We start from the raw sequence: 13,668 nt of genomic DNA, 5'->3' as shown, positions 1-13,668 counted from the left end.
GAGGGGCCGCAGCGTCAGCCCTTCAAATACCGCGCAAACGTCTTCCTGAACTTCTCCACCTTCGGCCCCACCACAAATGCGCAGTACCCCGCATTGGGGTGGTTCGCAAAGTAGTCCTGGTGGTAAGCCTCGGCCGTACTGTAGTTCTGCAGTGGCTTCACCTCGGTAGTGATGGGCGCGCCAAACAGCTTGTCTTGCGACATCTGGCGGATCATGGCATTGGCGATCTCGCCGTGCTCGGGGTTGTCGTAGTAGATGCCGCTGCGGTACTGCGTGCCCACATCGTTGCCCTGGCGGTTGAGGGTGGTCGGGTCGTGGGTGTGGAAGAAGATTTCCAGGATTTCTTCCAGACTGATTTCGTCGGCGTCGAACGTGAGGCGCACCACCTCGGCGTGGCCGGTGTCGCCCTGGCAGATCTGCTCGTAGGTGGGGTTGATGGTGTGGCCGTTGGTGTAGCCGCTTTCCACGTCGGTGATGCCGCGCACGCGGTCGAAAACGGCTTCGGTGCACCAGAAGCAGCCGCCGCCGAGGGTGATGGTTTGTGGGTTGTGGGCCATGTGGGTCTCCATGCAGTTCGGGGGAGGAACGTTGGCGGCATGGTACGCGCCCTCACCCGCCGCAGTGCGGGCGGGGGCATTGGGTCTGTGCGGCTTGGCGGCTATTCCGTTTCCAAATCATTCGTGTCTAGGCGCGAAGCCGCAGACAGTGCTGTAGCACGGCAAGGCGAAGCAACAACGACACGGATGATTTAGAAGCGGAATTTACTCGTACTGGCGGCCTTGGGCCATCAGCTCGGGCGTGCCGATCAGCGCATTCAAGCCGTCAAAGTCCATCATCCGGTCCTTGAACGGCGCGGTGGTCTGGTGCGTGTGCAGGCTGGCGTAGTAGCCCTGCAGCGTGTGCGCCACCGCACGGGCTGTGCCGCCCGGGAAGATCACGATGCGAAAGCCGCGCTGCTGCAGTTCGGCCGCGCTCTGGATCGGTGTCTTGCCGCCCTCGACCATGTTGGCCAGCAGCGGGATACGGTGGGCAAAGCGCTGGCAGGCTGCGTCCATTTGCTCAGGGGTGCGCAGGGCCTCGATGAAGAGCGCGTCCACGCCACATTCCAGGTACGCCTCGGCGCGGTCGAAGGCGGCGTCCATGCCCTCGACGGCCAGCGCGTCGGTACGGGCCAGGATCAGCGTGTGGGCGCTGCGGCGCGCATCCAGCGCGGCCTTGAGCTTGCCGCACATCTCGCCTACAGGCACCACCGTCTTGCCGTCCAGGTGCCCGCAGCGCTTGGGAAAGCCCTGGTCCTCAATCTGGATCATGGCCGCGCCCGCGCGCTCAAAGCCGCGCACGGTGCGCTGGGTGTTGAGCGCATTGCCAAAGCCGGTGTCGGCGTCGACGATGACGGGCGTGCGCACACGCTCGGTGATGCGGGCCAGGGTGTCTTCCACCTCGGTGAAGGTGGTCAGGCCCACGTCGGAGCGGCCCAGGCGCGTGTAAGCAATGGAGGCGCCCGAGAGGTACAGCGCCTCGAAGCCCGCCTGCTCGGCCACCAGGGCGCTCAGGGCGTCGTACACGCCGGGGGCCAGGATGGCGCGGGGCTGGTGAAGGCGTTCTTTCAACGATGAAGGGGTCATGTCTTCAAACTTTCTGGCGGGTCAGATCAGCGGCCGTGTGCGCAGCGATGTAGCCACCGGCCACGGCGCTGAGCAGGCCGTTGCCGGAGAGATAGCCCCACACCGCGTCGCCCGACACGCCCCGCGCGGCACCGCCTGCAGCCAGCAGATTGGGAAATGGCTGGCCGTGCTGCCTGAGCACGCGGCACTGGGCGTCGATGTCCAGCCCGCCTTGGGTGTGGAAGAGCGCGCCAGTCACCTTGACGGCGCAAAACGGCGCCTGCAATGGACGGGTAAAAGTGCGGTGATTTGCATCATTTTGGCCGCTACCGCCCGTCAGGCTTGCGAGAGTAGCTATCAATTTTGATTCTTCACAACCAATCACAGCCGCCAGCGCCTGCACGCTCTCGCAGTGCTTGACAGCACCTGCCGCCTCGGCATCCACAAAGTCCGGAAAGCCGCGCGCCAGTGCGAGGATGGGCGCATCGAACACGTTCCACGCCACGCCGCCCGGCTGCGCCAGCACATGCACCGAGGCCTCGGAATAGCCCTGTGTCTCGTCGTGAAAGCGCTCGCCCAGCGCATTGACCTGGATGCCACCTTCCATCATCAGCGCCCACGAAATCAGCGCGCCCTGCGGAATGGCCCAGGAGCCGTGGCCCTGGTAGCCGCCCAGGTCGGCCAGCCGGGCGCCCAGCGCCTGGCCCCAGGCGATGGCGCTGCCGTCGTTGCCGGTGTGTCCGGCAAACAGGGCATCGCGCATTTCGGGCAACAGCTCGCGCACCATGGCCGGGTTACCGCCAAAGCCGTTGCAGGCCAGGATGAGTGCGTCGCAGGCCAGGTGCTCCAGCGTGCCGTCGGGCCGCTCGTAGCCCACGCCGATCACGCGCTGCCGGGCGTTGACCCACAGCTCGCGCACGGTGGCTTCGGTAATGAGGGGAATGTCCGCCGCCGTCACCGCGTTGGCCAGGCGGCCCATCAGGCCCACGCCGGTCTTCTCGGGCGTGGCGTGCATGCGGCGCACGCTGTGGCCGGGGTACAAGAATCCATCGAGCACCTGCCACTGCAGGCCGTGGCGCGTTTGCAGTGCGTCCAGCGCCGGGCCTATGGCCTGGGCATAGGCCTCGACCAAATGGGGCGCCGCCCTGCCCTTGGCCTTGGCGCTGATGTCGGCGGCAAATCGCTCCGGGCTGTCGTCGTCAATGCCCGCCGCGCGCTGCGCCTGCGTGCCGGGCGCAGGGATAAAGCCGGATGACAGGGCCAAGGAGCCCAGCGGCGTGGCGTCGCGCTCCAGCACGGCGCAGTCCACACCGGCGTCGTGCAGCATCAGCGCCGCCGTGAGGCCGCAGGCACCGCCGCCCACGATGAGCACCGGCACATGGGCGTCTTGCGCCACGGTGCCGGGTAAGTGCTCGGCATGGCAGATGCGGGGCGTGGTCATTGGCGCATTCATGCGGAAGGGGCCGCAACAGCGGCAATCACGGCGGCCGTAAAGTCGGCACAGGTCAGCACCTGGGCCACGTTGGCCATGTCGGCCAGCGAGGTGTCGTGCACTTCCTGCCTGAAGGCCGCGCACCCGTCAGACAGCACCAGCGTCTGGTAGTCGCGCATGTGCGCATCGCGCACCGTGCTGGCCACGCCTCCGTTGGTGACGATGCCGCACACGGCCACGGTGGTGATGCCCGCGCGGCGCAGCACCCAGTCAAGCTGGGTGTTGAAGAAGGCCGAATACGCCACTTTGCACACCGACACGTCCACCCACGGCGCGATCTCGGCCACATGGGCCTGGCCCGTGCTGCCAGGAGCAAAGTCACCGCGCCGCAGAAACGGGCGCAAGGCCTTGAGGTGGGGCGAGACCATGGGCTCACCCTGCGCATCGGGCCACAGTGTGAACTGGCTGCCCACCACCATGCCGCCCGCTGCCTTGAGCGCCTTGGCCACCGCTGCCACCCGGGGCGGCAAGGCCTGGGCGGCAGCGCTCACCGCACCGCCGCGCGCGTAGGCACCATCCGGCGCCAGAAAGTCGTTTTGCAGGTCGATGATGACCAGCGCGGTGTGGCGCGGGTCGATGCTCGGATTAGGTGCGCCGTGGCTCATGCTGCGCCCTCCCCGTCAGCCCGCACCAGCAGATTGCCCAGCGGGTCCACCGTGGCGCTGAAGCCAGGCTCCAGCCAGACCGTGGTGTCGGGCTGCTCCAGGATGGCCGGGCCGTCGATGCGGGTGCCCACGGGCAAGTCCAGGCGTGCATGGCGCGCAGCGTCCCACCAGCGGCCGGCGTGGAACACTCGCTGCACACCGAGCGAAGGGTTCACGGTGGTGGTCTGCGGGGCCAGCACCGTCAGGTTGAACTTGGGGCGCACGCCGACACGGGCGTAGCGCAGGTTCATCACCCGCACGGCAATGCCGTCGAGCACGCGGCCAAAGGCGGCGCGGTAGGCAGCCTCGAACGCGGCGCGGATGCCCTCGTGGCTCAGCGCGTCAGCCGCCACAGGCACCTGCATGGTGTGCGTCTGCCCGGCGTAGAGCATGTCGAGCGCGATGACCTCCTGCACTTCCACAAACTTCACGCCCGCTGAGTCCAGCCGCTGCTGACAGGTGGCGGCCAGTGTGGCCACGCGCTGGCGCAGGTCGGCCACATCCAGGTCAGCCAAGGGCTTGTTCAGCGTCTGCACCGCGTCGTGGCGCATGTCGGCCATCACGCAGCCCAGGGCTGAGGTCACACCGGGGTAGCGCGGCACGATGCCCGTGCCCACGCCCACCTCGCGCATCATGGCGCACACATGCAGCGCGCCGCCACCGCCAAAGGGCATGTAGGCGAACTGGCGCGGGTCGTGCCCGCGCTCGATGGACACCACGCGCACGGCGCCCGCCATCTTGGCGTTGGCCACTGTGAGGATGGCTTCGGCAGCAGCCATCACATCCAGGCCCAGGGGCTTGGCGACATGGGTCTCGATGGCGTCGCGCGACTTTTGTGCGTCCATGGCGGCCAGCAGGCCACCGCCCAGGGGGCGGTCGGCGGCAATGCGGCCCAGCAGCACGTTGGCGTCAGTCACCGTGGGGCGCGTATTGCCCCGGCCATAACAGGCCGGGCCGGGAATGCTGCCTGCCGACTCGGGGCCCACCTGCAGCATTCCGCTGGCGTCTACCGAGGCGATGGAGCCGCCACCCGCGCCAATGGTCTCGATCTGGATCATGGGCGAGCGCACCACCATGCCGAACTCAATGGCCGTTTGTGCAGCCAGCGCCGCCTCGCCCTTGGCCACCAGCGACACGTCGAACGAGGTACCGCCCATGTCGCCCGTGATCACATCGGGAAAGCCTGCCGCCCGCGCAATCGCAGCGCAGGCAATCACGCCCGCAGCGGGGCCCGACAGCGCGGTGCGCACCGGCACATCGCAGGCCGTCTGGCGCGACATCACACCGCCGTTGCTCTGCACGATAAGCAGTTCGCCGCCAAAGCCCTGGGTGCGCAGGTCGCCTTCCAGCCGCTCCAGGTAGCTGCCCACCACGGGTTGCAGGGATGCGTTGAGCGTGGCGGTGGAGCAGCGCTCGAACTCGCGGATTTCAGGCAGCACTTCGCTGGCGGCCGTCACGTGCGGGTTGGGCCACACGCTGCGCACGGCGGCCACGGCGGCCTGTTCGTTGGCGGGGTTGGCATAGGTGTTGATGAAGAATACGCAGACCGCCTCGCAGCCAGCCTCCAGCAGCGCCCGCGCCTGGGCCTTGACCTGCTCCACATCCACCGGTGTGTGCACCGTGCCATCGGCCAGCACGCGCTCGTCCACCTCCAGCCGCAAGTTGCGCGGCACGATGGGCTCGAAGCTGCCACGCAGGCCCCAGGTCTGCGGCCGGTCGCGGCGGCGCATCTCCAGCACATCGCGAAAGCCGCGCGTGGTGATGATGCCGGTGCGCGCTACCTTGCGCTCCAGCAGCGCATTGGTGCCCACGGTGGTGCCGTGCACGATGGTGGCGATCTGCCCGGCCGAGTCAGCCACACGCGCCACGCCATTCATGAAGCCGCGCGCCTCCTCGCCCCGGGTGCTGGGCACCTTGACGATGCGAGCGCTGCCGTCGCGCTCGTCCAGCACGAACAGGTCGGTGAAGGTGCCACCCACGTCCACGCCCACCACATAGGACGCCTCGCTCAAAGCCTTGCCCGAAACCTTGCCGCTGCTCATGCCTTGCCTTTCAATGCGGCGGAGGCACTCACATAGCCCATCGCCAGATCCTTCTCATGCGCTGCCGCATCCCGCGCGGCTGGGGCACCGTAGCCACCACCGCCAGGGGTCTCCAGGCGCACGCGCTCGCCCTGCTTCAGGCGGATGCCAATCATCTTGGAGCGCATGGGTGGCTGTTTCCATTCACTATTGTTTTCATAGCTGAATACGTTCATGGAACCAGCGCTACCACCCGAAATGCCTTGAGGCGATGCCTTGCCACGCTCGCCAAAGATGAAAACCTCGGCATCCTGCTCCAGCAGCTCAATCTCATAGATAGCGCCCAGGCCGCCCCGGTGCTGGCCGTCGCCGCCCGAATCGGGCCGCAACGCCCACTGCGTGAAGCGCACGGGGTACGCCGCCTCCAGAATTTCGAGCGGCGGGATGGTGGCGGTGGAGATAGGCGCGTTGCCGTGGCTCAGACCATCGCCATCGCTGTGCCCCCCGTGGCCGCCGCCGAAGAAGCTGAACATCACCCAGCGTTGGCCCTTGCGCGCGGCATCGGTGCGCAGCCCGGCGATGGACAGCGCGTTGATGGTGCCGTAGGCCTGGGCCATAGCGCGCTTCGGGTCAGCCTGCGCGGTAGCGCTGAAGATCACATCGATCATTCGCAGGATGGTCTCGGTATAGCCACCCACGGGGCGCGGACGCGCGGCGCTGATGACCAGGCCCTCGGGCAGCACAAAGTCCACCGCGTCCAGCACGCCCGCATTGGCAGGTACATCAGGAAATAGGTGCTTGAGCGCTACATAGCAGGCCGCAATGGCCGTGGCGCGCGAGATGTTGACCGGTCCCGCGCACTGCGGCGAGGTGCGCGAGAAGTCGAGCGTCAGGCGGTCACCCTGCACCGTCATGTCGAGCGCAATGGTCAGCGGCTCGTCCTTCACGCCGTCGTTGTCCAGGATGTCGCTGAAGCTGTAGCGCCCGTCGGGCAGCGCCGCGATGTGCGACTGCATGAGCTTGACAGCGCGCGTGCGCAACTCGCCCATGGCCTGCTGCACCTGGGCATCGCCGTACTGGTCCAGCAGGTCGTGCAGGCGGCGCTCGCCCAGGTCCAACGCGGCCAGCTGGCCGTTCAGGTCGCCCCACAGGCTGTCAGGCAGGCGGGTGTTGGCCTTGAGGATGGCGAGCACGTCGTCGTCGAACACGCCGCCCCGCACGATGCGCACGGGCGGAATCTGCACCGCCTCTTGCCAGCACTCGGTGGCGGCCGGGTTGTAGTTGCCGGGCACGTTGCCGCCGACGTCGTGCCAGTGCGCGGCCGATGCCAAGAAGCAGAACAGCTGCCCGTTGCGGAAGAACGGGCGCACCAGCTTGAAGTCGTTGGCGTGGGTGCCGCCCTCGTAGGGGTCGTTGAACAGCCAGGTATCCCCCGCCGTGATGCCGCCGCGCTCGCCCGCCGCCCGCATGGCCGCACGCACGGCAAACGCCATGGCACCCACAAACACCGGCAGGCCGGACTTGCCCTGCACCAGCGTGTCGCCGGTGGTGGCGTCGTACAGACCGTGGCAGGCGTCATGCGCCTCGGCAATGATGGGATTGAACGCGCTGCGGTACAGCGTGGCGTCCATCTCGTCAGCGATCTGTTCCAGCCGCCCGCGCAGCACGGCCAAGGTGACCGGGTCCATGACTGGGTCCATGGGCGGCGGGTTGGGGGTGTGTTCAGCCATGCAGGGGCTCCTTGCCAAAGCGGGCGCGCAGCTGGTTCATCAGCCCACCGGCGCGCACCATGTCCAAAAGAAACGGGGGAATCGGGTCGCAGGCCAGCACACGCCCCAGGGCGGTGGTGACCGAAGGTGTTTGTTCGTTCAGGGTGATGCCCTCCTCCTCCCCGATGGCGTCGGCCTCGGGGCAGGTCAGCAGCAGCAGGCCCAGGTTGAACGCGTTGCGAAAGTAAAGGCCACTGAACGACGGCGCAATTACCGCCGCCACGCCCAGGCGCACCAGCACGGCAGCCGCCTGCTCGCGCGACGAGCCAATGCCGAAGTTGGGCCCGGCCACGATCACATCACCTTTTCGTACACCCTGCACAAAGTCGGGGCGCACGGATTCAAGGCAGTGGCGTGCCAGCACGTCGATGCCGTGCTTCATGGCGTGGCCGGGGGCCAGCACGTCGGTGTCGACGTCGGCACCCAACTTCCAGACGCGGTGGATACTCGTCATGCCAACACCTCTCGGGGATCAGTAATGCAGCCACGCAGGGCCGAAGCTGCCACCGTGTAGGGCGAGGCCAGATACACCTGCGCCGTGGGCGAGCCCATGCGGCCCTTGAAGTTGCGCGCCGTGCTGGAGATGACCTTGGTGGCGTCGCCCACCGTGTCGCCATAGCCCGCGCAGGCCCCGCAGGTGGTGGGGAACAGCTCGGCCCCCGCGTCCTGCAGCACCTGCAGCACGCCTTCGGCCTGGGCAGCGACCTGGTCGCGCTGGCTGGCGGGCGCCACCATCAGGCGCACGCCGGCGGCCACTCGCTGGCCACGCAGCACGCTGGCGGCGGCGCGCAGGTCGTCCAGCTTGGCGCCGGTGCAGGCGCCGATGTAGGCCACGTCGATGCCCTGCCCTGCATGCTGCGCCACGGGCGCAGCGTTGGCGGGGCTGTGCGGGGCGGCGACCTGGGGCGTGAGTGTGGTGGCGTCGAAGGTGTGGCGCGTCAGGTCAGCGCCTTCGTCCGTGCGCCAGCTCTCCAGTCCTTGCAGGTCTGCATCAGGCACACCCGCTGCACGCAGCCAGTCGTGCGTGATGGCGTCTGGGGCAATCAGCCCGGTCTGGGCACCCAACTCCGCGCTCATGTTGGACAAGGTCATGCGCTCTTGCATGCCCAGCGCCTGCACGGCGGGACCGGCAAATTCCACGGCCTGGTACTGGCCACCGTTCATGCCAAAGCGGCCGATCATGTGCAGCATCATGTCCTTGGCGGTCACGCCTGCAGCCAGCTGGCCGCTCCAGTGCATCTGCAGGGTGTGGGGCACGCGCAGCCAGATCTCGCCGGTGACGACCACGCCCAGCATCTCGGTGCTGCCAATGCCGAACATGTAGGCGCCAAACGCTCCGCCCGTGGGCGAGTGCGAGTCGCCGCCCACGCAGAACATACCGGGGCGGATGTGGCCGTGCTGGGGCACCACCACATGGCAGATGCCCTGGCCGTCATACACATGGGGCAGGTCCTGCTCGCGCGCCCAGTCGCGGGCGATGCGCACGATGCGGCGAGATTCGTCGTCGCGCTCGGGCAGGTAGTGGTCCATCACCAGGACCACGCGGCGCTTGTCCCAGATCTGGGCGCCCAGCTCTTCCAGCATGGGCTTGAGCCGGCGTGGGCCGGACGAGTCGTGGAACATGGCCAGATCGACACGGCAATTGACGATCTCGCCCGGCGTGACGCGGTCGCGGCCACTGGCGCGGGCCACGAGCTTCTGCGCCAGCGTGCTCGGGGGGCTGGATGGGAGGCTCATTCGGGCTTGGCTCCGGAAAACTGCACCACCTTGGCCCAGCGCGGAATCTCGGCCTGCACAAAGCGCGCAAACTCTTCGGGGCTGTTGCCCACGGGCACGGCACCTTCGTGCTCCAGGCGCCGCTTCACATCGGGCGAGGCGATGGCTTGGCGCGCTGCATCGCTGATGCGCTTGGCCAGTTCCGGGTTCATCTGCCCCGGGCCAAACAACCCGAACCAGGCACTGGACTCATAACCGGGCAGCACCTCGGCAATCGCGGGCACATCGGGAAACGCAGGCAGGCGCTGTGCACTGGTCACCCCCAGCGCCTTGAGCTTGCCTGCGCGGATCTGCGCCTGGGCGTTGCCCACGGCGGCAAACATCAGCTCCACCTGCCCGGCCAGCACATCCTGCAGCGCGGGCGCGGTGCCCCGGTACGGAATGTTGACGATGTAGGCACCCGACTGCATCTTGAACGCGTCCCCCGCCAAGTGCAGGGACGAGCCCACGGCGCCAATCGCAAAGTTGAGCTTGCCGGGCTTGGCCTTGGCCAGGGCGATCAGCTCGCGCACATCCTTGGCGGGCACGGCGGGGTTGGCCACCAGCACCGAGGGCGACGTCGCCACGCAGGTCAGCGGCGTGAAGTCCTTGACGGGGTCGAACGGCAGCGTCTTGTACAGACTGGCATTGATGGCATGGCTGGTGAAGCTCATCAGCAGGGTGTTGCCATCGGGCGCGGCCTTGGCCACCGCGTCGGCTGCGATGTTGCCGCCCGCGCCAGGTCGGTTCTCGACAATAACGGTGCGGCCCAGCAAGCGGCTCATTTCGATGGCCAGGGTGCGCGCCAGCGTGTCGGTGGAGCCACCGGCCGGGGCACCCACCAGGATGCGGATGGGGGTGTTACCTTGGGCCAGCGCCAGCGGGCCCTGCCACAGGGCGGGCGTGGCGCCCAGGGCAACCAAGAGATGACGGCGTGAAGTCATGGGGTGTGTCTCCAATCCTGTAGTTCTGTGACTTGTGGGGTGGTGGCTTACGGGGCAAGTGCCGGCATCACAGCCCCAGGTAGGCGCGGCGCAGGTCGTCGCTGCGCAGGAGATCGGCGGGGGCACCCGAGAAGCGGATGCTTCCGTTCTCCATCACGTAGGCGCGGTCGGCGATTTCGAGGGACTGGCCCACGTTCTGCTCCACCAGCATCACCGCCAGCCCTGTGGAGCGCAACTGTCGGATCAGGCCAAACATCTCTTCGACCAGCAGCGGCGACAGGCCCAACGAAGGCTCGTCAAGGATGAGCAGGCGCGGCTCGGCCATCATTCCGCGGCCAATGGCCAGCATCTGCTGCTCGCCACCGCTCATGGTGCCGGCGAGCTGCAGGGTGCGCTCCTTCAGGCGCGGGAAGGTGGCGAACACCTTGTCGATATTCTCGGCGCGGCGCTCGCGCGCCCGGGTGAAGCTGCCGAGCGCCAGGTTCTCCATCACGCTCAGGTTGGGGAATATCTTGCGGCCTTCGGGCACCTGGATCAGGCCAGCCTTGACGACCTCGGTGTAGTGGGCGCCGCTGAGGTCGGCCCCATCAAACGCCACCTTGCCCGCCCAGGCCTTGTAGATGCCGCAGACCACGTTGTTGAGCGTGGACTTGCCCGCGCCATTGCTGCCCAGCAGCGCCACAGTCTCGCCGGGCTGCACCTGCAGGTCTACGCCCCGCAGCACTTCCACGCGGCCGTAGCCGCCGCGCAGGCCGGTGATCTCCAGCAAAGGGGCGGTGCTCATGCGGCCTCCTGCGGTGCGGCGGCGCGCAAACGGGCGGCGGTGCCGTGGCCGAGGTAGGCCTCGATCACCCGCTCGTCCGAGGTGACCTGCGCGGGGTTGCCCTGCGCAATGAGCTGGCCCTGGGCCAGCACCCACACATGCTCGGCCAAGTTCATCACCGCCTGCATGACGTGTTCGATCATCAACACGGTCACGCCACCATCGGCAATGCCGCGCACCACGGGAATCATCTCGGCAATCTCCTGGGGGTTGAGGCCAGCCAGCACTTCATCGAGCAGCAGCAGGCGCGGCCGGGTGGCCAGGGCGCGCGCCAGCTCCAGGCGCTTGCGGCCGGCCACCGTGAGGTCGGCCGCAGGTTTGTCCAGCTGCGGGGCCAGGCCTACGCGGGCCGCCACGTCGCTCGCCAGCCCCAGCGCGGCACGGCGGCTGGGCTCTTTGAGGTGCGCGCCCACGGCAATGTTTTCGCGCACGGTCTGCGCTGCGAAAGGCTGCACGATCTGGAAGGTGCGCGTCATGCCCAGCCGGGCGTTGAGGTGCGGGGCCTGGCCCGTGATGTCTTGGCCCGCAAAGCGCACGGTGCCTGTGTCGGGCCGTACAAAACCTGACATCAGTGCAAAGAGCGTCGTCTTGCCCGCGCCGTTGGGACCGATCAGGGCGGTCAGCGAACCTTCTGGCACCGACAGGCTCACGTTTTGCACGGCTTTCAGGCCGCCGAAGGATTTGCTCAGCCCGTTGAGCTGCAACAGGTCATTCGCCATGGCGGCCTCCCGAACGTTTCCACACCGCCACCACCGACTGCCCGATGCCCGCAATGCCACGGGGCAGGAACATCACGATGAGCACCAGCACCACGCCGTAAATCACCATGTTGATGCCGGGCAACTGGCCAAACAGGTTGCGCGTGACGTCGGCCAGGATGTGCAGCACCAGCGCACCCAGCACAGGGCCCCAGACGGTGCCAATGCCACCCACGATGGCCGCCACCAGGGCCTCCACCGACGTGACCGAACCGTAGGCAATGCCTGGGTCGATGTACTGGAACACCTGCACATAGAACGCCCCGGCTGCCCCCATGAAGCCGCCCGACAGGGCAATGGCGCCCATCTTCACGCCGAAGGGATTGACGCCGATGGCGCGCGCTGCGTCTTCGTTGTCGCGCACGGCCTGCAGCCAGGCACCAAAGCGCGAGTTCTTGAGCCACCAGCTGACCAGCAGCGCCAGTGTGACCAGCGCCAGGATCAGGAAGACAAAACCCTTGCGCGATCCGAACTGCATGTTGGAGAGCGACTCCTTGAGCGGCAGCATCAGCCCCACACCTGCGCCGGTGAACGGCACCGACAGCGCCAGGATGCGAAACACCTCGGCAAAAGCCAGCGTGACCAGCGCAAAGTACGAGCCCTTGAGTCCGTAACGGAACGACAGCCCGCCCACGAACAGCCCCACCAGCGCGCTGCCAGCCACCGCCATGGGCAATGCAATCCAGGGATTGATGCCCCCTTGCATCTGGGCAATGGCCTGTATGTAGGCGCCCGTTCCGAAGAACAGTGCGTGCCCGAACGAGAACTGACCGCCAAAGCCCCCGAGGATGTTCCACGCCTGCGCCAGCAGCGCCGCGTAGAGCGACATCATCACGAAGTTGAGCAACACGCCGGAGTCGGAAAACGCCGCGATGGCCGCCACGACGACGGCAAACAATCCAATGCTTGCAAGCTGCTTCATGCCTTGGCTCCAAACAAGCCCTGCGGGCGGAACAGCAACACGGCGATAAAGATGGCAAAAATGCCGATTTGGCCCAGCGATTCACCCAGGTACAGGCCGCCCAGCGACTCCACCACGCCGATCAGCAGACCACCCACCAGCGCGCCGGTAAAGCTGCCCATGCCGCCCAGCACCACGATGGTGAACGCCACCAGCACAAAGCCGCTACCCACCTGCGGGTTCACGTAATACGCTGGCAGCAGAAAGCAGGCGGCAGCACCCAGGCAGGCCAGACCAATCCCAAAGCTCATGGCATACACATGGTCCACATTGATGCCCATGAGCTTGGCACCGTGCTTCTCCTTGGCCACCGCGCGGATGGCGCGGCCCAAGTCGGTGCGGCCCACGATCCACAGCAGCACGGCCGACACCACCAGCGCACCAGCAAAAGCGACCAGCTTGGGCAAGGCGATCATGGCGGGCCCCACCGCCACGGTGGTGAGGGTGTAGGCCGTCTCGATGGTGCGCGTATCGGATTTGAAGAACAGCAGCGCGAGGTTTTCCATCACGATGGAAATGCCCAGCGTGACGAGCAGGATGTTTTCGTCCTTGCCGTGGCTGGCGCGGTTGATGACCAGGCGCTGCAGCGCATAACCCAGGGCGAACATGCCAGGGACCAGGATGGGCAGCGCCAGATAGGGGTCGAGCCCGAAGTGCTGCTTGAGCAGGTACACCGCGTACAGCGCCAGCATCAGCGACGCACCGTGCGCGAAGTTGATGATGTGCAGCACGCCGTAGATCAACGTGAGCCCGAGCGCGATGAGGGCATACACCGCGCCCGTGGTCAGGCCGTTGAGGACCGACGGAAAGAGGATGCTGAGGTCGAACATGGAGGGAATGGGCGCTAATCAGACAAAGGCGCGGCCTGGCGCCTCGGTGCGAGGCGCCCCGCAGCCC

General features: G+C 67.1%; 13 protein-coding genes. All 13 read right to left on the bottom strand.

From position 1 onward, the window contains the following. Nucleotides 1-14: 14 nt before the first annotated feature. The gene (msrA, locus tag ASD94_RS15455; protein WP_156391446.1) at nt 15-557 is read right to left on the bottom strand and encodes a peptide-methionine (S)-S-oxide reductase MsrA; all 543 of its coding nucleotides are present in this window, start codon (nt 555-557) and stop codon (nt 15-17) included. 204 nt (nt 558-761) lie between these two features. Continuing rightward, the gene (locus ASD94_RS15450; protein WP_056644482.1) at nt 762-1,625 is read right to left on the bottom strand and encodes an oxaloacetate decarboxylase; all 864 of its coding nucleotides are present in this window, start codon (nt 1,623-1,625) and stop codon (nt 762-764) included. A gap of 4 nt (nt 1,626-1,629) precedes the next feature. Continuing rightward, nucleotides 1,630-3,045: an FAD-dependent oxidoreductase gene (locus ASD94_RS15445; RefSeq protein ID WP_056644479.1), complete on the bottom strand. Its 1,416-nt coding sequence runs from the start codon at nt 3,043-3,045 to the stop codon at nt 1,630-1,632. Nucleotides 3,046-3,053: 8 nt separating this feature from the next. Continuing rightward, complete coding sequence (locus ASD94_RS15440; protein WP_056644476.1) at nt 3,054-3,701, bottom strand: cysteine hydrolase family protein; 648 nt, start codon at nt 3,699-3,701, stop codon at nt 3,054-3,056. Continuing rightward, the gene (locus ASD94_RS15435) at nt 3,698-5,782 is read right to left on the bottom strand and encodes a hydantoinase/oxoprolinase family protein (RefSeq protein ID WP_056644475.1); all 2,085 of its coding nucleotides are present in this window, start codon (nt 5,780-5,782) and stop codon (nt 3,698-3,700) included. Before ASD94_RS15435 ends, ASD94_RS15440 begins: the two co-directional genes overlap by 4 nt. After that, entirely contained in the window at nt 5,779-7,491 is a 1,713-nt protein-coding gene (locus ASD94_RS15430) for a hydantoinase B/oxoprolinase family protein (RefSeq protein ID WP_235510682.1), read from the bottom strand. The genes ASD94_RS15435 and ASD94_RS15430 overlap by 4 nt, the downstream gene beginning before the upstream one ends. After that, nucleotides 7,484-7,984: a 3-isopropylmalate dehydratase gene (locus ASD94_RS15425; protein ID WP_056644472.1), complete on the bottom strand. Its 501-nt coding sequence runs from the start codon at nt 7,982-7,984 to the stop codon at nt 7,484-7,486. Before ASD94_RS15425 ends, ASD94_RS15430 begins: the two co-directional genes overlap by 8 nt. Next, nucleotides 7,981-9,267, bottom strand: a complete 1,287-nt coding sequence (locus tag ASD94_RS15420; RefSeq protein ID WP_056644469.1) for a 3-isopropylmalate dehydratase large subunit — start codon at nt 9,265-9,267, stop codon at nt 7,981-7,983. The genes ASD94_RS15425 and ASD94_RS15420 overlap by 4 nt, the downstream gene beginning before the upstream one ends. Then, nucleotides 9,264-10,229 (bottom strand): tripartite tricarboxylate transporter substrate binding protein, encoded by a 966-nt coding sequence (locus ASD94_RS15415; RefSeq protein ID WP_056644466.1) that lies wholly within the window; start codon nt 10,227-10,229, stop codon nt 9,264-9,266. Before ASD94_RS15415 ends, ASD94_RS15420 begins: the two co-directional genes overlap by 4 nt. 67 nt (nt 10,230-10,296) lie before the next feature. Then, entirely contained in the window at nt 10,297-11,013 is a 717-nt protein-coding gene (locus ASD94_RS15410) for an ABC transporter ATP-binding protein (protein ID WP_056644463.1), read from the bottom strand. After that, entirely contained in the window at nt 11,010-11,771 is a 762-nt protein-coding gene (locus ASD94_RS15405) for an ABC transporter ATP-binding protein (protein ID WP_056644460.1), read from the bottom strand. The genes ASD94_RS15410 and ASD94_RS15405 overlap by 4 nt, the downstream gene beginning before the upstream one ends. After that, entirely contained in the window at nt 11,761-12,732 is a 972-nt protein-coding gene (locus ASD94_RS15400; RefSeq protein ID WP_056644457.1) for a branched-chain amino acid ABC transporter permease, read from the bottom strand. The genes ASD94_RS15405 and ASD94_RS15400 overlap by 11 nt, the downstream gene beginning before the upstream one ends. After that, the gene (locus tag ASD94_RS15395; RefSeq protein WP_056644455.1) at nt 12,729-13,601 is read right to left on the bottom strand and encodes a branched-chain amino acid ABC transporter permease; all 873 of its coding nucleotides are present in this window, start codon (nt 13,599-13,601) and stop codon (nt 12,729-12,731) included. Before ASD94_RS15395 ends, ASD94_RS15400 begins: the two co-directional genes overlap by 4 nt. Nucleotides 13,602-13,668 lie beyond the last annotated feature (67 nt).

Source organism: Acidovorax sp. Root70 (genome assembly GCF_001428225.1).
In the GTDB taxonomy this organism is placed as follows: Bacteria; Pseudomonadota; Gammaproteobacteria; order Burkholderiales; family Burkholderiaceae_C; genus Acidovorax.
The sequence above is the reverse complement of the archived record's forward strand: the minus strand, read 5'-3'. Positions and strand labels throughout refer to the sequence as shown.